18 protein-coding genes are annotated in these 21,128 nt (G+C 65.4%); 9 read left to right on the top strand and 9 right to left on the bottom strand.

Translation table 11 applies throughout. The features are described from left to right. The first annotated feature begins 79 nt into the window (after positions 1 to 79). Positions 80 to 1,258, top strand: coding sequence for a trans-acting enoyl reductase family protein (locus BRADO_RS19750; protein WP_011927105.1), 1,179 nt, complete (start codon positions 80 to 82; stop codon positions 1,256 to 1,258). On the opposite strand, the gene BRADO_RS19745 is transcribed toward BRADO_RS19750, so the two are convergent. The 3 genes from BRADO_RS19745 to BRADO_RS19735 all read right to left on the bottom strand — a co-directional run bounded on the left by BRADO_RS19745 (position 1,255) and on the right by BRADO_RS19735 (position 5,436). Beyond that, positions 1,255 to 2,526 carry an O-antigen ligase gene (locus BRADO_RS19745; protein WP_011927104.1) on the bottom strand — a complete coding sequence of 424 codons (1,272 nt, stop codon included), beginning with the start codon at positions 2,524 to 2,526 and terminating at the stop codon, positions 1,255 to 1,257. The genes BRADO_RS19750 and BRADO_RS19745 overlap by 4 nt on opposite strands. A 93-nt stretch (positions 2,527 to 2,619) precedes the next feature. Then, positions 2,620 to 4,149: an undecaprenyl-phosphate glucose phosphotransferase gene (locus BRADO_RS19740; RefSeq protein WP_041756739.1), complete on the bottom strand. Its 1,530-nt coding sequence runs from the start codon at positions 4,147 to 4,149 to the stop codon at positions 2,620 to 2,622. A gap of 153 nt (positions 4,150 to 4,302) precedes the next feature. Beyond that, positions 4,303 to 5,436 (bottom strand): glycosyltransferase family 4 protein, encoded by a 1,134-nt coding sequence (locus tag BRADO_RS19735; protein WP_011927102.1) that lies wholly within the window; start codon positions 5,434 to 5,436, stop codon positions 4,303 to 4,305. 344 nt (positions 5,437 to 5,780) lie between these two features. Between BRADO_RS19735 and BRADO_RS19730 the strand changes: the two genes are divergently transcribed. Next, a complete protein-coding gene (locus BRADO_RS19730; protein WP_011927101.1) occupies positions 5,781 to 8,087 on the top strand; it encodes an exopolysaccharide transport family protein in 2,307 nt (768 codons plus the stop codon). Here BRADO_RS19730 and BRADO_RS19725 read toward each other — a convergent pair. Beyond that, positions 8,084 to 9,304, bottom strand: a complete 1,221-nt coding sequence (locus BRADO_RS19725; RefSeq protein WP_011927100.1) for a GNAT family N-acetyltransferase — start codon at positions 9,302 to 9,304, stop codon at positions 8,084 to 8,086. The genes BRADO_RS19730 and BRADO_RS19725 overlap by 4 nt on opposite strands. Positions 9,305 to 9,588: 284 nt before the next feature. On the opposite strand from BRADO_RS19725, the gene BRADO_RS19720 reads away from it, so the two are divergent. Next, positions 9,589 to 10,650, top strand: coding sequence for a polysaccharide deacetylase family protein (locus BRADO_RS19720; RefSeq protein WP_011927099.1), 1,062 nt, complete (start codon positions 9,589 to 9,591; stop codon positions 10,648 to 10,650). On the opposite strand, the gene BRADO_RS19715 is transcribed toward BRADO_RS19720, so the two are convergent. Continuing rightward, the gene (locus tag BRADO_RS19715; RefSeq protein ID WP_011927098.1) at positions 10,651 to 10,869 is read right to left on the bottom strand and encodes a DUF2842 domain-containing protein; all 219 of its coding nucleotides are present in this window, start codon (positions 10,867 to 10,869) and stop codon (positions 10,651 to 10,653) included. Between the two features lie 103 nt (positions 10,870 to 10,972). Here BRADO_RS19715 and BRADO_RS19710 point away from each other — a divergent pair, with 103 nt between their 5' ends. Continuing rightward, complete coding sequence (locus BRADO_RS19710; protein ID WP_011927097.1) at positions 10,973 to 12,061, top strand: COX15/CtaA family protein; 1,089 nt, start codon at positions 10,973 to 10,975, stop codon at positions 12,059 to 12,061. A gap of 846 nt (positions 12,062 to 12,907) precedes the next feature. Here BRADO_RS19710 and BRADO_RS19705 read toward each other — a convergent pair. The 4 genes from BRADO_RS19705 to BRADO_RS19690 all read right to left on the bottom strand — a co-directional run bounded on the left by BRADO_RS19705 (position 12,908) and on the right by BRADO_RS19690 (position 17,124). After that, positions 12,908 to 13,246: a hypothetical protein gene (locus BRADO_RS19705; protein ID WP_011927096.1), complete on the bottom strand. Its 339-nt coding sequence runs from the start codon at positions 13,244 to 13,246 to the stop codon at positions 12,908 to 12,910. A gap of 843 nt (positions 13,247 to 14,089) precedes the next feature. Next, complete coding sequence (locus tag BRADO_RS19700; RefSeq protein ID WP_011927094.1) at positions 14,090 to 15,373, bottom strand: O-acetylhomoserine aminocarboxypropyltransferase; 1,284 nt, start codon at positions 15,371 to 15,373, stop codon at positions 14,090 to 14,092. Positions 15,374 to 15,599: 226 nt separating this feature from the next. Beyond that, positions 15,600 to 16,184: a CoA-binding protein gene (locus BRADO_RS19695; protein ID WP_011927093.1), complete on the bottom strand. Its 585-nt coding sequence runs from the start codon at positions 16,182 to 16,184 to the stop codon at positions 15,600 to 15,602. Between the two features lie 118 nt (positions 16,185 to 16,302). Continuing rightward, positions 16,303 to 17,124, bottom strand: a complete 822-nt coding sequence (locus BRADO_RS19690; protein ID WP_041757609.1) for an enoyl-CoA hydratase — start codon at positions 17,122 to 17,124, stop codon at positions 16,303 to 16,305. A gap of 70 nt (positions 17,125 to 17,194) precedes the next feature. On the opposite strand from BRADO_RS19690, the gene BRADO_RS19685 reads away from it, so the two are divergent. The 5 genes from BRADO_RS19685 (at position 17,195) to BRADO_RS19665 (ending at position 21,110) form a co-directional block, all read left to right on the top strand. After that, on the top strand, positions 17,195 to 17,623 hold the full coding sequence (locus BRADO_RS19685) for a PaaI family thioesterase (RefSeq protein WP_011927091.1): 429 nt from the start codon (positions 17,195 to 17,197) through the stop codon (positions 17,621 to 17,623). 158 nt (positions 17,624 to 17,781) lie between these two features. Beyond that, positions 17,782 to 18,246 carry a 50S ribosomal protein L13 gene (gene rplM / locus BRADO_RS19680; RefSeq protein ID WP_008966110.1) on the top strand — a complete coding sequence of 155 codons (465 nt, stop codon included), beginning with the start codon at positions 17,782 to 17,784 and terminating at the stop codon, positions 18,244 to 18,246. Position 18,247: 1 nt separating this feature from the next. Then, positions 18,248 to 18,730 (top strand): 30S ribosomal protein S9, encoded by a 483-nt coding sequence (gene rpsI, locus BRADO_RS19675; protein WP_006611043.1) that lies wholly within the window; start codon positions 18,248 to 18,250, stop codon positions 18,728 to 18,730. 787 nt (positions 18,731 to 19,517) lie between these two features. Then, positions 19,518 to 20,744: a diguanylate cyclase gene (locus BRADO_RS19670; RefSeq protein WP_011927090.1), complete on the top strand. Its 1,227-nt coding sequence runs from the start codon at positions 19,518 to 19,520 to the stop codon at positions 20,742 to 20,744. Positions 20,745 to 20,807: 63 nt separating this feature from the next. After that, a complete protein-coding gene (locus tag BRADO_RS19665) occupies positions 20,808 to 21,110 on the top strand; it encodes an antibiotic biosynthesis monooxygenase (protein ID WP_011927089.1) in 303 nt (100 codons plus the stop codon). Positions 21,111 to 21,128: the final 18 nt, after the last annotated feature.

Genomic DNA, 21,128 nt, shown 5'->3' with positions numbered 1-21,128 from the left:
CCGTCCCCCGCCCTGGATTGCTTCGCTTTGCCCGCAATGACGGGGCAACCGTTTTGCAGCTGATCTCCAGGGAACAAGAATGACGTCATCCAAGTTCGACCTCGTCGTCTACGGCGCCACCGGCTTCACGGGCAAGCTCGTCGCCGAATATCTTGCTACGCAGTATCGCCACGACGGCTCGCTGCGCTGGGCGATGGCCGGCCGGAGCCTGGACAAGCTCGCCGCCGTGCGCGACGAGATCGGCGCGCCGGCCGACACGCCGCTGATCGCGGCCGATGCATCGAATCCTGCATCGTTGAAAGCCATGGTGGCGCAGACCAGGCTGGTGCTCACCACCGTCGGTCCCTATCAGCTCTATGGCAACGAACTGGTCGCGCTCTGCGCCGAAACCGGCACAGACTACGTCGATCTCTGCGGCGAGCCGGTGTGGATGCGGCAGATGATCGACAAGCACCAGGCGACCGCCGAACAGAGCGGCGCCCGCATCGTGTTCTCCTGCGGCTTCGATTCCGTGCCGTTCGAGCTCGGCGTCTACTTCGTTCAGCAGCAGGCGAAAAAGGTCCTCGGCGCCCCGGCCGCCCGCGTGAAGGGCCGCGTCCGCGGCATGAGCGGCACGCTGTCGGGCGGCACGGCCGCGAGCGCCAAGGCGACCTTCGATGCGGTGGCCCAGGATCTCAGCCTGGTGGCGATCCTGAAGGATTTCTTCGCGCTGACGCCGGGCTTCAAGGGCCCCAAGCAGCCGGCCGGCAACAAGCCTGTTTATGAGGAGGATCTGCAATCCTGGGCGGCGCCTTTCATGATGGCGCTGATCAACACCCGCAACGTCCACCGCTCCAACATGCTGATGGGTTTCCCCTACGGCCAGGACTTCGTCTACGACGAGATGGTGCTGACAGGTGCGGGCGAGAAGGGCGAGGCCAACGCCAAGAAGGTGATGGCGGCGAATGCCGAGAAAACCGGCCCGAACGCGCCGAAGCCGGGCGAGGGCCCCTCCAAGGAGGAGCGCGACAACGGCTACTACAACATCCTCTTTGTCGCGATCGGCCCCGACGGCCGCCAGGTCCGCGCCACCGTCAAGGGCGACCGCGATCCCGGCTACGGCTCCACCTCGAAGATGATCAGCGAATGCGCCATCGGCCTTTTGCGCGATGGCGCCAGTGTGAAGGGCGGCTTCTGGACCCCGGGCGCCGCGCTGCAGGACAGCCTGATCAAGCGTCTGGTCGACAATGCCGGCCTGACGTTCACGGTGGAGGATTAGGAGACCGCGTGCGAGCCGATCGATGCTGATCGGCTCGCCTCCGCCTGGTGTGCGCGGGTGGCGGCGATCATGCCCCACATCGTGCCGAGCATCAGGAAGAAGTGGCGCCAATGGTCGGTGTCGATGATGAAGCTCTCGCCGACGGTGCCGAGGAACGCGGAGAACACGGCGATGTAGGTGCGCTGCCACGGCACGCGCGCGAACAGGTAGCGGAAGCCGAGAATGACGGTGGTGAAGACGAGCGCGGGATAGCAGATGCCGGACAGCCAGCCGCCGGACATGAAGGCGTTGAGATAGGAGTTGTGTGTGTCCTCGGGAAAGTAGTTGTGGAACTGCAACGGTCCGATCCCGAACGGCAGATCGAGCGCCATGTCGGCGCCGAGGATGTGACGGCCGAAGCGGCCGAAGCGGCCCTCGTCGTAGCTCTGGTCGAAGCTCGCCCGCTGCTTGAACATGTCGGCGATGGAGTCGATGGAGAGCAGAATGCCGATCAGGACGACCCCCGCGACCGCCGCGGCGAGCGTCATGACGATGATGCGCGACCGCTCGCCCCGGGTCTGGCTGGTGAGCACCATCAGCACCAGCATGAAGGCGGCGGTGAGCACGAGGCCGCCCCAGGCCGCGCGCGAAAACGCGAGCAGGATGGCGAGCGCCATGATGCCGAGCGCGAAGCTCGCCCGCATCGTCGCGGCGAGGCGCGCAGTGACCACGTTCTGCAGCGCCAGCAGCGCCGGCAGGATCAGGAACGCGCCGAGCACGTTCGGATCCTTGAACGTGCCGCGTGCGCGGCCATACAGCGTAAGGAGGTCGGTGCCGCCGGGCACGAGATGAAAGTAGCCGGCAATGCCAGCAAGACCGGCCATCGCGCCGCCCATGACGAGGCCACGCCGGAGCATATCGAGGCGCGCGGCGGTATCTTCTGCCGTGACCATGGCCAGCAGCAGCGCCGTGACCGCCATGTACCAGGAGGTCGCGATCCAGCTTGCGATCTTGGAGTCGTCCAGCAGCGGTACGGCGCTGACCGTGTAGCCGAGATTGATCAGGAAGAGGAGAAGAAGGAGAAAAAGAAATACGGCGCGCAACCTGATCCCGGTCGCGACGAAGACCGCGGCGGAGGCGAGCGTGACGAGCTCGTACGGGCTCGGTTCGATGAACACGATGGCGCCGGCGGCCCCGATCAGCCAGACGAGCGCGCGCTGGAGGCCGATCACGCCCGGAGGAGCGATCGGCCTCGACGCAAACTCTCCGGCCGCGGCCGTGTACGCCATTACGAACTCACACTCACACTCATACGCAACGATTGGCGGGGTCCGCCAATCACACGCACGAAGCGGGCTGATGCTCGCTCCGGATCCCTGACATCAGTAAGCGTTCTCGCTCCTGGTCATCAGCGCCAGTGGCGTCTTCAACAGGATGTAGAGGTCGAACAGCACGGACCAGTTCTCGATGTAATAGAGGTCCAATTCGACGCGCTTCTGGATCTTTTCCTCGTTGTCGATCTCGCCGCGCCAACCATTGATCTGCGCCCAGCCGGTGATCCCGGGTTTGACACGATGGCGGGCAAAGTAGCCGTCGACGGCCTCGTCGAACATCCGGTTCTGCAGCTTGCCCTGCACGGCATGTGGTCTGGGTCCGACGAGGGAGAGATTGCCCTTGAAGACGACGTTGAAGAGTTGCGGCAACTCGTCGAGGCTGGTCTTGCGGATGAAGCGGCCGACGCGGGTGACGCGCGGATCATTCTTGGTCACCACCTTGGATGCGTTCGGATCGGCCTGATGGTGATAGAGGGAGCGAAACTTGAAGACGTCGATCCGCTCGTTGTTGAAGCCGAACCGCTTCTGCCGGAACAGCACCGGGCCGGGGCTGTCGAGCTTGATCGCGAGTGCCACGAGCGCCATGACCGGAAGCGCAAGCAGCAGGATCAGGCTGCCGACCAGTCGATCGAACAGCTGTTTCATCACCAGATCCCAATCGGTGATCGGAGCTTCGAACACGTCGAGCGTGGGGACCGCGCCGAGATAGGAATAGGAGCGAGGACGGAAGCGGAGCTTGTTGGTGTGGGCCGAGAGGCGGATATCGACCGGCAGCACCCACAGCTTCTTCAGCATGTCGAGGATGCGGGTCTCGGCCGAGATCGGCAGCGCGAACAGCACGAGGTCGACGCGGGTCCGGCGGGCGAACTCGACGATGTCGTCGACCTTGCCGAGCTTCGGTGCGCCGGCGCAGGTATCGAGCGCGCGCGAGTCGTTGCGATCATCGAACACGCCGAGGATCTCGATCTCGGAATCGTCCTGCGCCCGCAGCGCTCGCACCAGATCCTCGCCGCTCTGGTCGGCGCCGACGATGATGGTCCGGCGGTCGAGGCGGCCCTGGCGTGCCCAGCTGCGAATGAGGTTGCGCAGCACGACGCGGCTCGCGATCAGCGCGCCAAGCCCGACGAAGAAGAAGGCCGCAAGCCACAGGCGCGAGACTTCGCTGCCGATCTTGGCAAAGAACGAGAGGCCGATGAACAGCAGGAACACGAAGCAGTAGGAGGAGATCATCCGGGTCATCTGCCGCACCTGGGCTCGGAAGACCTGGAGCTGATAGATGTCCGCGGCCTGGAAGCAGACGACGGTGCTCACGGCGAGACCGAGGATCGCGACGAGATACTCCCAATGAAAGCCGCTGAGCGGCACGACATAGCCGAAATAGATCGCACTGCCGACGATGCTCAGCAGCACAAAATCCGTGATACGCACAATGCCGGCGAGAACGATTGGCGAGTAAGCGCGGTGAACCTTCTGATTGGCGACAGCCAGCGCAGCAGGCGACAGGCGGCGACGCCTTTCAATGGCCGGCTGTCCGGCTCCGACGGTCGACGCGGCCGAGGCCGCGGCAGCATCCAGCATCGAGCGAGCGTTGATCGGTTCCACAGTTCTACAAGCCCGGATTATGTTTGTTAGTATGTATGATCATGTAAGCGCAGACAGCGCCGGGGGAAATTCCCTACCGACGGGATTAGGCGGCAAATCGGAAGAAACGGTTAGCGATGGTAAATGAGGTCAGGTCTTGGTAAACGCTTCACGGTAGCTGTCGAGCACGCCCTCGACCATGGCTTTCTGCGAAAAATGCTGGAAGACGCGCTCGCGCAGCGCCTTTGCTCGCAGCTGCGCGGTAGCGGGGTCGTCGAGGGCCGCCGCGATCGCGTCGGCCATTGCGGCGGCGTTGCCGGGCATGAACAGCGACTCGCTCTGCGGCCCGAAGATCTCGGGAATGCCGCCGACCCTTGCCGCGATCATCGGGACACCGGCGGCACCGGCCTCGATCACGACGTAGGGCATGGAGTCGCCGCGCGACGGAACGACCAGCAGGCGCCCCTGGGCGAAGCCGTCGCGGGCCCTCACGTGGCCGATGAAGCGCACCGCGGATGTCAGTCCGAGCCGCTCGACCTGAGCCTGGAGGCGCTTCATTTCCTCGCCGTCGCCGCCGAGCGTGAGCGTCAGCGGCCGGCCCTTGGCGCGCAGCTGCGCGACGGCGTCGATCAGGAGGTCGGCGCCCTTGATGTGCCGGAACTCGCCGACATAGGCGAGATCGGTCTGATCCGCAGCCGGCGGGACCGGGTCGAATTCACCGGCGGTCACACCGTTGAAGACGCAATGCACGAGGCCCTGCGGATGGCCGATCATGCGCTCATAGGTGTCGCGGGCGAACACGCTCTCGAACAGGAAGAGGTCGGTGCGGTTCATCAGCGCACGTTCGAGCTGCCCATACAGCGCCCCCTTCAGCGTAGTCCGCGGATAGTGCAGGGATCCGCCATGAGGCGTGTAGATCCGAAGGGTGCCGGGCCGATGCCGGAGCAGGCGAACGAACGCGCCGGCCTTGGCGCCGTGACCGTGCAGAACGTCCGGTTCGAGCCGGCGCGACAGACGCTGGAATTGGCTGATGGCGATGACGTCCGTTGGCCACGGCTCGCGGTGAATGGCAATGCGATGAACACCGAGCTTCAGGCGCGGCGCAATTTTCGCCAGTGCCGCATCGGCGCGCTCGCCGCCCGTCAGGCTGTCCGCCACGATGCCGACGTCGTGCCCGCGATCGACTTGACCATTGGCGAGGTCGAGAATGTGCCGAAAGATGCCGCCGACCGGAGCTCGGACTGCGTGGAGGATCTTCAACGGCCTATCCGGCGAGCGCGCCATGCCGGGCTCGTCGTCGGCACCGGCTCGCGCCTGATCGTGCCAGGCGTTGGTGCGCGAGCTGATCTGACGACTGGCAGATTGAGGGAGCACGGGCATCTCTCGCGCGAATACTTTCAGTGAATCACTTGAATAGATCGTTGATGGTTAACAAAGCATCATTTCTCGTGGCTGATCAGGACTCGTTTCGACATTGTGACTATCTGCTCCACCTCTGGCTGGCGGCGCCGGGCGGGTTATGTTTTGGCTGTTCGGAACGCGTCCTCTGATTAACCGGTCGGCAACCTTAATAGAGTGTAATCGTACCACGTAGTGTCGCAGCGTGGCGTGTGTCGCGGGAGTGGATGATGCGGTTGGCGTTCTGGCGTGCCGACAAGAAGGTCCGGGCTGAAAAGGCGTCCGTTCCGTCTCGGGCGAACGCGTCTGCGGCTGGGGAGCCCCTGGCATCGGGGGACCTCGACGTGCGGCTGATCGGCCGCGCGTTGGCGCGAAAGCGCGCGTTCATTCTTCTGCCGACGCTGCTCGCCCTGGCGCTGGCCGTCACCGCAGTCAACATGATCACCCCGCGCTACAAGTCCGAAGCGCGCATTCTGATCGACGGCCGCGAAAGTCCGTTCCTGCGACCGAGCGGAGAGCGGGCGGAGGAACGCACCGCGCTCGACGCCGAGGCGGTGACGAGCCAGGTGCAGCTGGTGCTGTCGCGCGATTTGGCGCGTGACATCATCCGGAAGAACAAGCTCGGCGATCTTCCCGAGTTCGATCCCGTGCTGCGCGGCGTGTCGCCGGTGAAGTCGATCGCGGCGCTGGTCGGGCTGGTCAAGGATCCCCTCGCGATGACGCCCGAGGAGCGCGTCATGGATGCGTATTACGAGCGGCTGACCGTCTACGCGGTCGACAAGTCGCGCGTCCTGGTCGTGGAATTCCAGTCGCAGGATCCATCGCTTGCAGCGCAGGTCGCCAACTCCATCGCCGACGGCTACCTCGTCCTTCAGCAAAACGCGCGCCAGGCGCAGGCGAAGTCGGCCAGCCAGTGGCTCGCGGGTGAAATTCAAAGCCTCCGCAAGAAGGTCGAGGAGGCGGAATCGCGCGTCGAGGAGTTCCGCACCAAGTCGAATTCGTTCATGGGCACCAACAACACATCGCTCTCCAACCAGCAGATGGGCGAGGTGAGTACGCAGCTGAACAATGCGCGTGCGCTGAAGTCCGATGCCGAAACCAAGGCTCGGCTGATCAGGGAGATGCTGCAGAGCGGACAGCCGATCGAGGCCTCCGAGGTGCTCAATTCGGAGCTGATGCGGCGGTTGTCGGAGCAGCGTGTGAACCTGCGCGCGCAGCTCGCGGAGCAATCGTCTACGCTGCTCGACAATCATCCCCGCATCAAGGAGCTGAAGGCGCAACTGGCCGATCTCGATCGCCAGATCCGCGACGAGGCCGGCAAGATTTCGCGCTCGCTGGACAGCGATGCGCGTATCGCCGACGGACGGGTGCAGATGCTCGGTCAGAGCCTCGAACAGGCCAAGAAGCAGGCGGCGTCCACCAATGGCCAGGATGTCCAGCTCCGCGCGTTGGAGCGCGAGGCCAAGTCGCAGCGCGACCTGCTCGAGTCTTATCTGGCCAAGTACCGTGAGGCCAACACCCGCGAGACGCTCGACACGCCGCCGGCGGAGGGCCGGATCATTTCGCGGGCGGTGGTGTCGAACACGCCGGCCTATCCGAAGAAGCTGCCGATCGTGCTGATCGCGACGCTGGCCACGCTGATGCTGACGGCCGGCGTCGTCATCACCGGCGAGCTGCTGCGTCTCACCGCGCCGCGCGCCGTGACCGCCTTGGTACCCGCGGCTTCCGTCGTCCCTGCGGCGCAGCCTGAGCGGGCAGAGCCGGTCATGGCGGCACCCGCAGCCCCGGTTCATCCCGCCGTTTCCGTCATTGCTCCCGCCGTGGCGGCAGCGCCGCCGGTTGCCCCCCAAATTGTTCCTCCAGCTCCTGTTGCCGTCGCTCCGGTGCCGGCCGCCGTGACGCCGGTGTCGGAGCCGGCGAAGCCTGCATCGCCCCTCAACGAGATCGACCAGCTCGCCGCGGGTCTCCTGGCGGCGGGTGAGGGCGCCCGCAAGGTCACCGTGCTCGGCACCGCCGGTGGACAGGCGGTCACCACTACGGCGCTGTCGCTGGCCCGCATCATGGCCCGGGACGCCCGCGTCGTGCTCGTCGACCTCGCCGGCAGCCCGCAACTGCTCGCCAGCCTCTCGGTCGATCCCGCGGCGCCCGGGCTGATCGAGCTGATGCTGGGCGAGGCGTCGTTCGCCTCCATCATCACCAAGGACCAGACCTCGCGGTTGCACCTCGTCAATGCCGGCCAGCCCGGGGCCGACCGCAATCAATTGCAATCGCCGCGGCTTGCGCTTGCGATCGACGCGCTGCTGCGGGTCTACGACCACGTGCTGCTCGACGCCGGCAATGCTTCCGACCTGCCGGCCGAGCTCTTGACCGCCGGCGCGCGCGCCGTTGTCGTGCCCGATCCCGCCATGCCTGCCGAGGCGCGCGGCCAGATGAGCGAGCAGCTGCGGCAGGTGGGCTTCGGCGCCGTCACCATGCTGAAGACGCCCGCCGGCGGCGCCAACCGCATTCAGCCGGGGCCGCGCGGCGTCGCCGCCTAGTCGTCGTCCTTCGCGGAGTCCGTCTTCGGCTGCAGCGCGCCGCGCAGGCGTTGCGCGAGACGAAACAGGGCAGGGCTATGTTTCACGGCATGCTTCGCCCGTCCGATCGCCGCCATGGCGGTCGCGGCCGCGCGGCCCCGCGCGGTCACATCGATGAAGCTGTCGAAGATCGGCTCGTCGCCCTTGCAGAAGATGCGCTTGTAGCCGTCCGACCCGATACCAAGGTCGAGCGCGCGATAGTCTCTCTGTGCGTAGTGGTCGATGATCGAGCGCATCAGGATCAGCCCGGGGCTCCAGCGGGCATTCTCCGACAGCGTGTAGGTGTTGAACATCATCGAGAAGCGCGTGCCATCGGCGACGCCCGCAAACATCGCGATGATCTCGTCGTCGCAGCGCAGCGCATGAATCTCGATCGCGCGATGTCCGCAGGGCAGCCGGGCCATGCAGGCGCTCCGCACGAAGGCCTCGACGCCGGCTTCCGCAAACACGTTCGGCAGCTTTTGCTCCGCCATGCGGATCGGCTTTGTCCGGAAGAACCAGTCGAGCGTCTCGGCAATCTCCGCGTCGCTCTCCGCGATCATGTAGCGGTAGCCGGACAGCGCCTGCAGCTTCTTCTCCTTGCTCTTGAGCCGCTTACGGAACGAGTTTGACAGCAGTGCCGTCGGCGCGGCGCCTCTCGGCATGAGCAGCACCGGGCAGTCGTTCACCGACGGCTGGTGCGGCCACTGCGCCATGGGATTGGCGAGGTCGCGCCAGTGTTTCGGCTGCTGGGACAGGGCGAGAACGTCAATTCCACCGTGATCACGGAGGCCGGCGAGCAGCGCCTCGAGATCGCGATGATCGGCGCGCGCGGCGAACTCGCGGTCCATCAGCGGCATGTTGAAGGTCGTGTGCTTGCCGCCCATGAAGCTGGCGATGCGGATGCCGAAGGTCCTCCGCAATGTCAGCGGCAGCAGCAGAAGGGGACGCTGCTCCGGGTCGCGCGCCACAACGATGAACGGCCTCGCTTGCTCCTGCGCAGCGACATCGCGCTGCCAGGCGCCGAGCAGGTCGAAGCGCTGATAGGGCGTCGAGACATAGTCGGGAGATTCGATCGCGCGCCAGACGGGTTCGGCCGCGGCAAGATCGGAGATGATCTCGATCCGCGCGATTCCGGATACCAGCCGCTGCGCGGGCGCCTGCGCCGTCCGGCTCTCGATCACGGCGGCCATGGTCATCGCGCGACTCGCGTTGGTGTTAGCGGTGTCTTGGAATTTTGTTGCTCTGGGTCGTTTGACCCTCGCAAAGAAGTCTCAACAAAAGGTAATGGCAATGAACGCGTCCCAAAACGGGAAGGATGTCGGCAAAAGATCTGTTCAAATCGGCGCCGGCCACGCGATCTTAAGGGCGAGCCCTTAAAGCTTAGGTGACGGCGGACGACGTAATCGCGCCATCGTCGCTCAGCATCAGGTGGGCGCGCAGATTTGCGTTTCAAGTGGACGGTTCGGAAGGGGCGCAGGATTTGTCGTCGGACAACAGGTGGCTGCGGAGCGCCCGGCTCGAACTGGCCTATTTCAGCGGCCGCACGCTCACGGCCTGGCGCGCGACCGGCGGCGCCGGCGCCATTCTGCGCTTCGAGCGGGTCCGGCCGCGGCGCAAGGGGCCGTTCCAGCCGCTCAGGCACGCCGAGATTACGCCGCGCTTTCTCGACCAGGTCATCCGCAAGCTCAAGCGCTGGGGCTATGACATCGTCTCGCTCGACGAAGCCTGCGCCCGTGCCGTGCAGCTTCCCGAAGCCAGGCGCTTCGCCTGCCTGACCTTCGACGGGGGCTGGAAGGACCTCATCGTCCACGCCTATCCGGTGCTGGCGCGCCATGGCGTGCCGTTCACCGTGTTCGTTCCCACGGCGTTTCCAGATGGGCTCGGCGAAGCCTGGTGGCTGGCACTCGAAGCCGTCATTGCGCGCGAGGTCCGCATCAGCCTGGTGATCGAGCATCGCGAGCAGCGCTTCTCGGTGTTCAAGCCGGCCGAGAAGGCCGAACTGTTCGCCTATCTCTCGGGCTGGCTGCGCAAGCTGCCGCCGGCTGAGCTGTCGGTCGCGATCCGCGATCTCTGCTCGCGCCACTCGGTCGACCTCGCCGCGCTGTCGCGCGAGGCCGCGATGGACTGGGCCGACATCAACAGGCTCGCCGCCGACCCGAACGTGACGATCGGCAGCGCCACGGTGCACTATCCCATGCTCGCCCACCTCAAGGATGCCGACGCGCAGCGCGAGATCGCGATGGGCAAGGCGGTGCTGGAGACGGCGCTGCGGCGTCCGGTCCGGCACATGGCGTATCCGTTCGGCGATCCCGAGTCGTTTCGCCGCAGCGACGCCGTGCTCGCGGAGCGGGCGGCCTTCATCAGCGCGGCCACCACGATCGGCGGCGTCGTCCAGAGCGAGGGCCGTACCAACCTGCACATGCTGCCGCGCATCGCCTGGGACGGCCGTTCGCGCTCGCTGCGGGCCTTGAAGGTGCTGATGGCCGGGGTGACGCTGCCGCGGCAAAAATTCGCGCCTCAGCCGACGCTCGATCTCGGCTGATCAGCCTTCTTGCGCCGGGTCAGGGCGCAGCATCCAACTGACGATCGGCATCGCCGGCAGCACCCAGCCCATCCCGACCACCACGTAATACACCGCCTGCATCCAGCCCGAATTGGCGATCAATGGAAATTGCGCCAGCACCATGCCCATCATCGACCAGGCGAAGGCGAGCAGCAGCAGCGCGACGGCGCCGATCAGTTTTCGGGTACGGATCGTCATGACGGAAATGTCAGCCTGCGTTTGAGGGCGGCGCGGCTTGCGCGCAAATTCACTGGGATTATAAGGGCCTGACAGTCCCGCTTCAATCGAGCGTTCAACCTCCATGACCACGGTTCCCCCCACCCGAGACACCGCCGCGATCCGTATCTGGCTCTCGATCGTCGCCGGCCTGATCGCGCTGATGGTGCTGGTCGGAGGGGCCACCCGGCTGACCGAATCCGGGCTGTCGATCGTCGAATGGAAGCCGGTCACGGGCACCTTGCCGCCGCTGTCGGAGCAGGCCTGGAGCGACGCCTTCGAGGCCTACAAGACGATCCCGCAGTACCGGCAGATGAATGCCGGCATGACCCTGCACGAGTTCAAGACCATCTTCTGGTGGGAATGGGCCCATCGGCTGCTCGGCCGCGTCATCGGCATGGTCTATCTGCTGCCGTTCCTGTGGTTTCTGTGGCGTGGCGCCGTGTCCGGCCCGCTCGGGCGCAGGCTCTGGCTGATCTTCGGTCTCGGCGCGCTGCAGGGCGCGGTCGGCTGGTGGATGGTGGCCTCGGGGCTGACCGAGCGCACGGAGGTCGCGCCGGTCCGGCTCGCGACGCATCTGTCGCTCGCGCTGCTGATCTTCGCGTCGATCGTCTGGACCCTGCGGCGGCTCAAGCCGCGCGACGAAGCCGAGGTGCCGGGACGGCTGCGGCTGACGGCCTGGGCGCTGGTCGGCGTCACCTTCGTGCAACTCTATCTCGGCGCATTGGTCGCTGGCCTGCGCGCCGGGCTCGTCTACAACACCTGGCCGGAGATTGACGGCGGCCTGATCCCGGCGGCGGCCAACCTGTGGGCCCATGCGCCGTGGTGGATCAATCTGTTCGAGAACCATCTGACGGTGCAGTTCATGCATCGCATGACCGCCTACACGCTGCTCGCGCTGGCGGCCTGGCACGCCTTCGATGTGATGCGCGCCGGCGCTGGCCGCGACGCCGTGCGCGGCGCGCACCGTCTGCTGGCGGCGATCCTGGTACAGGCGGTGCTGGGCATCGCGACCCTGTTGATGGTGGTCCCGATCTCGCTGGCGCTGCTGCATCAGGGCACGGCGCTCATCGTGCTGACCTTCGCCGTGCTGCAGGCGGAACGCCTGTCGCCGCGACGGGTGGCTGCGGTGGCTGTCCCGCAGGCGGCGGTGGCCGCAGGGCAGGCGGGGTAAAGTCTCTCCTTCGTCATCGCGAGCGAAGCGAAGCAATCCAGAGTTCCGCCCACGACTCTGGATTGCTTCGTCGCTGAGCTCCTCGCAATGACGTGGAGAGAGTGAGCTTCTCTCGCAATGGCCGTCGCGCGGCGTTCGTGCCACCATCTCCGCTGTCATCGCCCGGCTTGACCGGGCGATCCAGTATTCCAGAGACGGTCGCGAGTCCTCGATGGGTCGCGGCGTACTGGATCCCCGCCTTCGCGGGGATGACGACTGAGTGTGACGTGCGGCCATCCGTCCTTTCAGAAGATGTCGGGAAGACATGCGCTCTCATTCTCGCGCGACGCTTACGCCGAGTCATGCCTATCGTCCCACCCTCGAAACACGCGAGGGCGCAGGGAAGGCCGGATGCCTGGCCGGCACCCATGGCCCGCGTGCAACAAGAAAAGCACGCGGCGGTCACCACAGGTACGGCCTGGAAACACCCGGCCTTCCCTGCGCGATGGTTTTAACGCTTATACGCGATCTCCCCGGGGACCGGGCTGTCTTGCCCCCGTCATCTCGTGCGATGTGCGAGCACCGCCACAAGACTTAGCGCCAGCATCGGGGCGCCAGGACCACGCGATTTCGCCGTCCGTGACAGACCGCTCGTCCGCGCCAGCATACGCCAGCGCACGCTCCGCCACGTCCACCGCATTCCCAATCCCACGCAACTGGACGATCCGGAAGCGCCCCTCGGCTGGACAGGAATGAACGCAGGATATGCTGATTTGCCGAAATGTGCAAGACTGTTAGGAGGTGCGCCGGGAAGTTTGCTTGTCGAGAACAGATAGGCAGAAGCAGTCCGATCAGAAATTGTTCCGCTCAGCAATACCCCGTCACGCCGCAGGCATACGGCAACCGGAACATGTAGTTCGTATAGCCTTCGCCGCCGTAATACGTGCCTTGATAGTCGTAGGAGAAGGCGCGGCCGTAATAGCCGGGGAGCTCCTGGCGGCCGAGCAGGAGGGGGGTGGAGGGCAGCATCGGCGAGATGAGCGAGTCCTGATCCTTGACGACGACCACCGCCGGAGGCGGCGCCTTGGCGGCGCGGCGGGCTTTGTAGTGGAGGACCTTCTCGTGAACGGCGGGGAGGTCGGCGGCGAGGACCACGCCGTTTGCCGCGGTGGCTGCCAGCAGCATCATGATGACCCGTGTACGCATCCTGCTTTCCCTTGCCTTCTGACAGATCGCGCGCGCCGATACCGTCTGGGTGCCTGCCGCGATTCCATGGGCGGCAGGATGAGCCGGGTATGGTTAACGAAAACTTTCCCGCGCCGGAACCCGGCCGCAATCCTCCGTAGAAGGACGGGCATTTTCAGCTTTTGTTAAGCTCTGGTGGTGCAAAGTTCCGCTTGTCGGCGATTTTGAAGGCCGGCCGGGCAAGGGCCAAAGCCCGCGCTCGAGGGGAAAATCTCTGCTGCATTTCAGCAGAGTCTCAGACCAGAAGGGTTCGAGCATGTCGGTGATCGTGATGTCAGCGTCCGCGCGCCACAGGCTTGTGACACGAACCGAAACATCCAATTCAGCTCTTGCCGCCGACGAGGACACGATCTGCCGCCAAGTCCGCTGGTTGCGGCGTCGCATAGCAGCTTCGAGCCTCGCGCTTGCAGGCGAGGCTCATGAGAGCGTGCTGCACCTGATGACATGACCAGGACGAGTTAACGAGGGCGCGGTCCGAGAAGCCGGCAACGGCCCGACCGTGGGACGAAGGAGAGCGCGGAAGCCCAGGGGGGGCCGGCCGCGCTCTCTTTGTTTTGCGCGGGGCTCGCGTGCGACAGCAGCCCGGGTCGCCTGAATGGTCGACGCCGCGGGAGAGCGGGGGCCTCCTGGTTCGAGACGCGCCAACAGGCGCTCCTCACCATGAGGGTCTCGGTCGGAGGACGCGGATGCCGCCGCAAAGCCAGACCTCGTCCTGAGGAGCCCGCTGAAGGCGGTCTCGAAGGACGCCGCAAGCGACTGCGAGAGATGCTTGCGGCGGCTATCGACCGCGTTCGTGCGCGAGCCTTACGCGCTCAGCGCCTGCTCGAGATCGGCGATCAGGTCTTCCTTGTCCTCGATGCCGACGGAGATGCGGACGATGTCGGGGCCGGCGCCCGCCTTGATCTTCGAGGCGTCGTCGAGCTGGCTGTGCGTGGTCGAGGCCGGGTGGATCACCAGCGAGCGGGTGTCGCCGACATTGGCGAGATGCGAGAACAGCTTCAAATTGGACACCAGCTTGACGCCGGCGTCGTAGCCGCCCTTCAGCGAGAAGGTGAACACCGCGCCGGCGCCCTTCGGCGAATATTTGCGGGCGAGCGCGTGGTACTTGTCCTCGGGCAGGCCGGCATAGCTGACCGAGGCGACCGCCGGGTGCTTGCTGAGATATTCGGCGACGGCCTTGGCGTTGTCGCTGTGCTTCTGCACGCGCAGCGGCAGGGTCTCGATGCCGGTGAGGATCAGGAACGCGTTGAACGGCGACAGCGCGGGGCCGAGATCGCGCAGGCCGAGCACGCGGCAGGCGATCGCGAAGGCGAAATTGCCGAAGGTCTCGTGGATGCGAATGCCATGATATTCGGGACGCGGCTGCGTCAGCATCGGATATTTGTCGCCGCTGCCGGCCCAGTCGAACGTGCCGGCGTCGACGATGATGCCGCCGATCGAGTTGCCGTGGCCGCCGAGGAACTTGGTCAGCGAGTGCAGCACGATGTCGGCGCCGTGATCGATCGGGCGGATCAGATAGGGCGAGGCCAGGGTGTTGTCGACGATCAGCGGCACGCCCGCTTTCCGCGCGACCTGCGCGATCGCCTCGATGTCGGTGATGGTGCCGCCGGGATTGGCGATGGACTCGATGAAGATCGCCTTGGTGCGCGGGCTCACCGCGGCCTCGAAGCTCGCGACGTCATCGGTGTCGGCCCACACCACGTTCCAGCCGAAGCTCTTGAACGAATGCGTGAACTGGTTGATCGAACCGCCATAGAGTTTTCGCGCGGCGATGAATTCGTCGCCGGGGGACAGCAGCTGCTGCAGCGCCACGACCTGCGCGGCATGGCCCGAGGCGACCGCGAGCGCGGCGGTGCCGCCCTCGAGGGCTGCGACGCGCTCCTCGAGCACGGCGTTGGTCGGGTTGCCGATGCGGGTGTAGATGTTGCCGAACGCCTGCAGCCCGAACAGCGAGGCGGCGTGGTCGGCGTCGTTGAAGACGAAAGACGTGGTCTGGTAGATCGGTGTCGCCCGCGCGCCGGTGGTCGGGTCGGGCTGGGCGCCGGCGTGAATGGCGAGGGTGGAAAATCCGGGGGCACGTTCGGTCATGTGTTTCCTCGTGGGCTTGTTTCCTCGCGCGGCGGCGCCGGCCGGCACGGGGATCGATGAGGGAAGACGGTGTCGATCGCGCGCTCGTCGCGGCTCCCTCGTCATCCCGGCTGAGGACATTTGCCAGCGGGCCATATGCCGTCAAGGTGGGCGGCGACGTCAGGGTAGATTTGAAATGCGTTGCTGTGTCGCGCCATGACCGCGACACGTTTCTTTCGCAGATGCGTCAGGTCGGATCGCTTCTGTCCTTCGCGGCGCGATCGGCCGCCGCGGTGGCGCCGCCACCGACGCTGGTGCGATTCAGCGACAATCGCATGCCTTGGGTCGGGATCGGCGCGCGCTTGGCGCTGATGGTGCGGGAGTTGACGCCCATCCAGGAGATCTCCGACGACAGCCGGCCATATTCGATCTTGGGGCAGCGGTTCATGACCACCTTCAGGCCGGCGGCCTCGGCCTTTTCGGCCGCGGCATCGTCGCGCGCGCCGAGCTGCATCCAGATCACCTTCGGCAAAGGGGAGAGCTTCATCGCCTCGTCCACCACGGGCATGATGTGCTGCGAGCTTCTGAAAATATCGACCATGTCGAGCGGACGGTTGATGTCGGCGAGCGAGGCGACGAACGGGCGGCCCATCAGGCTCTTACCGACATGACCGGGATTCACCGGAATCATGTCGTAGCCGCGCTGCACCAGATATTTGAAGGCGAAGAAGCTCGGCCGGATCTCGGACGGCGAGGCGCCGACCATCGCGATCACCTTCACGCCGTTGAGAATGCCGCGGATGTAGTCGTCGGGGTAGGTGTCGTGATTCATGGGGCACGCAATCTGTTAGTTTGCGTCATTGCGAGCGAAGCGAAGCAATCCAGGGGCTCGGGTGGGACTCTGGATTGCTTCGCTTCGCTCGCAATGACGTGGAGAGAGAGGAGAGCGGTCACTCATCCCGCCAGGTCGGCGTCCGCTTCTCGATGAAGGCGCCGATGCCTTCTTCCGCGTCGCGGGCGAGCATGTTTTCGGTCATAACCTCTGCCGCATAACGATAGGCGTCGGCAAGGCTCATCTCGGCCTGGCGGTAGAATGCCTCCTTGCCGAGCTTGATCGTATGCGCGGATTTGCGCGCGACTTGTTGTGCCAGCGCAATCGCCGTCTCGCGTTCCGTGCCGGGCGTTACCACGCGGTTGACGAGACCGATCTCGCGGGCGCGCGGCGCCGGAACCGGCTCGCCGGTCAGCAGCATCTCCATGGCCTGCTTGCGTGTGATGTTGCGCGACAGCGCCACCATCGGGGTCGAGCAGAACAGGCCGATGTCGACGCCGGGCGTGGCGAAGGAGGCGTGCTCGGAGGCCACGGCCAGATCGCAGCTCGCGACCAGCTGGCAGCCTGCCGCGGTGGCGATGCCCTGCACGGAGGCGACGACGGGCTTCGGCATGTGGACGATCGCCTGCATCATCGCGCTGCAGGCGTTCATCAGCCTGGCGAAGAAGGCGCGGCCGCGATCGGCGTCGGCTCGGCGCGCGGTGAGCTCTTTCAGATCGTGGCCGGCGCAGAAGGCCGGGCCATTGGCGGCGATCACGACGGCGCGCACCGCCTTGTCGGCGCCGATCTCGTCGAGCATCTGATGCAACTCGGCGATCAGCGACTCCGAGAGGCTGTTGCGCTGGGCGGGCCGGTTCAGCGTCAGCACCGCGACGGAGCCGGCCATCTCGCGCAGCAGGATCGGCGTGGCGGTCGCATCGGCGAGGGCAGGGGCGGACATTCCGATTTCCATATGGGCGTGTGGTTGCAGCTAATGTAACAGATCGCCAACAACCAGAGCAGGGGGAGACATGACGGCCAAGATGACCATTCCGGAGCTGGAGGAGTTCCTGCACGCGGAATTTCCGCAGGCCTTCCGGACCGGCGGCGACATCGCGATCGAGAGCGCCGACGGCAGGAGCTGCGCGCTGCGGCAGCGCTTCAACGAGCGCATGCTGCGGCCCGGCGGAACCGTGTCCGGGCCGACGCTGATGGCGTTGGCCGATTTCGCGATGTACGTGGTGCTGCTATCGGCGATCGGCCCGGTCGGGCTCGCGGTCACCACGAATCTCAACATCAACTTCCTGCGCAAGGGCGCCGCCGGGGCCGACGTGCTGGCCGAGGCGCGGCTGCTGAAGCTCGGCAAGCGGCTGGCTGTGGGCGAAGTCACTCTGCTGTCAGGGGAATCGCCTGATCCGATCGCCCACGTTACAGCAACCTATTCCATTCCGAACACGTGATGTTTTCGAGGGTATTATTACACCATATTTGCAAGTAACTGTTTTCGCTGGAGAAATTTTGCTTTGGTGGCGTTGACGAATGCGGGGCGCTTCTCTAGAAGCTGCGACCAGTTCGGCGCGCCAGCCGCGCCGCATTCTCCCTGTCACGGATATCTCTCATGAAAACCTTTTCGGCAAAGCCGGCCGAGGTCCAGAAGAAGTGGGTCGTGATCGACGCCAAGGGTCTGGTCGTCGGCCGTCTCGCCACGCTGGTCGCCATGCGGCTGCGCGGCAAGCACCTCCCGATCTACACCCCGCATGTCGATTGCGGCGACAACGTCATCATCGTCAACGCAAAGCATGCCGTGTTCACCGGCCGCAAGCGCGAGCAGAAGACGTACTACAAGCACACCGGCTTCGTCGGTCACGTCAAGGAGCGCACCGCGCGCCAGATCCTCGAAGGCCGCTTCCCGGAGCGCGTGCTCGAGAAGGCCGTCGAGCGCATGATCCCGCGCGGCCCGCTCGGCCGCGTGCAGATGGGCAATCTGCGTGTCTATGGCGGACCTGATCATCCGCACGAAGCGCAGAACCCCGAGAAGATCGACATCGCGAAGTTGAACCGCAAGAACACGAGGGCCGCATAAGATGGCCGAAAGCATCCAGTCTCTCGATCAGCTGTCGCAGCTCAAGGGCGCGGTCACCGCTCCCGACGCTCCGAAGTATGAGAAGAAGGTCGACAAGTTCGGCCGCGCCTATGCCACCGGCAAGCGCAAGGACGCGGTTGCCCGCGTCTGGATCAAGCCGGGCTCCGGCAAGGTCACCGTCAACACCCGCGACATCGAAGTCTACTTCGCCCGTCCGGTGCTGCGCATGATGATCGAGCAGCCGATGGTCGTCGCCGCCCGCAAGGGCCAGTACGACGTGATCTGCACGGTCGCCGGCGGCGGTCTGTCCGGCCAGGCCGGCGCGGTCCGTCACGGCCTGTCCAAGGCGCTGACGAACTTCGAGCCGGAACTGCGCAGCGTCCTCAAGAAGGGCGGCTTCCTGACCCGCGACTCGCGTGTCGTCGAGCGTAAGAAGTACGGCAAGGCCAAGGCCCGCCGCTCCTTCCAGTTCTCGAAGCGCTGATGTTGGCGATCCGGCTTCGGCCGGATCTGCTGGTCTCCCATACGAACGGGCGCCCTCGCGGGCGCCCGTTTTGTTTTTGCTTCGCGCGCTTCACCCATTTCCGCCACCGCCGGCCTGCCGATGCTGCCGCGCATCACGCAGCATCTCTGTGCGAACGACACCTAGACTAACAGCCCGAGCCGGCTGGCTGTCCGAGGATAACCACGACGATCGATAGCGACGTCCCGTGATGGTGGGATGCAGGCGCCGACATGCGTGCGCGGTTGGCCCGGCAGCAGACTCGCGCCGACGCGAGCGCCTAAGGACTTTATGGCGTTGCGCAGCAGCGTGCGGCGATCGGCGCTATCAGCCTGACGATCTGCCGTTGATTTTTTTTCGTTCTTGTCGTCGAAACATAGTCTCGTCCCCGCCTCGTGCGGCTGCTTGTCCGTTGCCGGATGGTGTTAGGCAGAGATAATCTCAAACTTGAGCAATTATTCTATCGTTTCGCTGAGTGTCGGCCGGCGCATGTGAAATGGCTCATATTGCAGGCGTCTGTTCTCAACTATCAATGAGCGTCGGTGGATCGGGCGCAATTACAACGAGCGTCACGCAGTTGGCTCCCGATCGGGTTTGATTCCTGTTTGCTGATTTTTTGCGCAGCATTTGCAGGCGAGTTGCGTCGAGCTTTTCGAGAAAACTTGGCATCCCAGGCAAACCTCTTCCCAACAGACCACCGGTTAGGTTGATCGCGATAAGGCGGCGCTAACCCTTTGTTCCCGCACCGCCGCAGCCACCGAGGTGACGCATGGCACTGGACAGCCTGACGCTCGACATCGTAGCGACAATGGTCGCGGCGCTGCTTGGCGCCATGTTGCTGTACTTTGGACGGCAGGAGAACACCCCGGCGCTGCGCTGGTGGGGCGCGGCCTACATCCTCGGCGCGGTCGCGATCGCGCTATGGACGCTGGTGGCCGACAGCTATGGCGAGGTCGTCTCGCTGTTCCTGAGTTCGATCGGACTGATCGCGACCGCCATGGTCTGGAACGCGGCGCGCGTCTTCCACGGCAAATCGCCGAGCGTGACGGGACTTGCGCTCGGCGCCATCGTGTGGATCGCCAGCGGCATGCTGCTCGATCCCGCGGCGCAGGCGCTGCGGCTCACCATCGGCGCCGCCATCGTCGTGATCTATGCGACCCTCACCGCGGCGGAGCTGTGGCAGGAGCGCCGGCGCACCCTGCAGAAGCGCTGGCCCGCGGTTCTGGTGCCGGCCATGCACGGCTTCGTCCTGATGCTGCCGATCCTGCTCGGCAACATGCTGCGCGATGCCAATGGCGCATTCGCCGCCGCCTGGGTGACGATCTTCTCGATCGAACTGGTGCTCTATGCCGTCGGCACGGTGTTCGTCATCTTCATGCTGGTGTCCGAGCGCATCGTCTCCGCGCACAAGCGCGCCGCGACCACCGACCCGCTCACCGGGCTGCTCAACCGGCGCGGCTTTGCGGATGCCTGCGCGCAACTGATCGAGCGCGAGGCGCGCGCGCAGCAGCCGGTCAGCGTGCTGATCTTCGACATCGATCATTTCAAGTCGATCAACGACCGCTTCGGTCATGCCGAGGGCGATGAGGTGCTGAAGATCTTCGCCGATGTTGTCGTGAATAATCTTCGCCTGACCGATCTGTCGGGGCGGATCGGCGGCGAGGAGTTCGCGGCGCTCTTGCCCTGCTCGATCGAGGAGGCGATGGTCGCAGCCGAGCGTGTGCGCGAGGCCTTCGCCGCGTCCGGCGTGGTCTGCGAGGAGAAACCCGTCGACACCACCGTGAGCATCGGCGTGGCCGGCGGGCCGGCCGGAACCGAGCTCGACGTGCTGCTCGCCGCGGCCGACACCGCGCTCTACAAGGCCAAGCGCTCGGGCCGCAACCGCGTCGAGGCCTCGGCGGAACTGCCGCTGTCGCTGGAGCGCTATCGCCGCCAGCGCGCGGCTGCCGCGACGGTCGCCGCATCACCGTCCGGCCAGGCTGTCATCTCCGGCTGACGCTTCCGCTCCCCTGAGGTCTGGGCTACACACACGGTCCAACATCAGGGGAGGACGACCAGCATGATCACGGAAATCGCCCAGATCGACGTCAAGCCCGGCACCGAGAAGGATTTCGAGGCCGCGGTTGCCAAGGCGCGCGCGGCCTTCGGCCGCTCCAAGGGCTTTCACGGCTTCGAGCTGCACAAATCGATCGAAAAGCCGCAGCGCTACCGCCTGATAGTGAAGTGGGAGACGCTGGAGAACCACACGGTGGATTTCCGCGGCTCGGAGAATTTCACCGAATGGCGCGGCCTGGTCGGGCAGTATTTCGCCGCGCCGCCGGATGTCGAGCACACCGAGACGGTGCTGACCTCGGCCGGCTGAGCGACCACGAAACGCCGT

This window comes from Bradyrhizobium sp. ORS 278, assembly GCF_000026145.1.
Lineage (GTDB): Bacteria > Pseudomonadota > Alphaproteobacteria > Rhizobiales > Xanthobacteraceae > Bradyrhizobium.
This window is presented reverse-complemented; position numbering and strand designations above follow the sequence as displayed.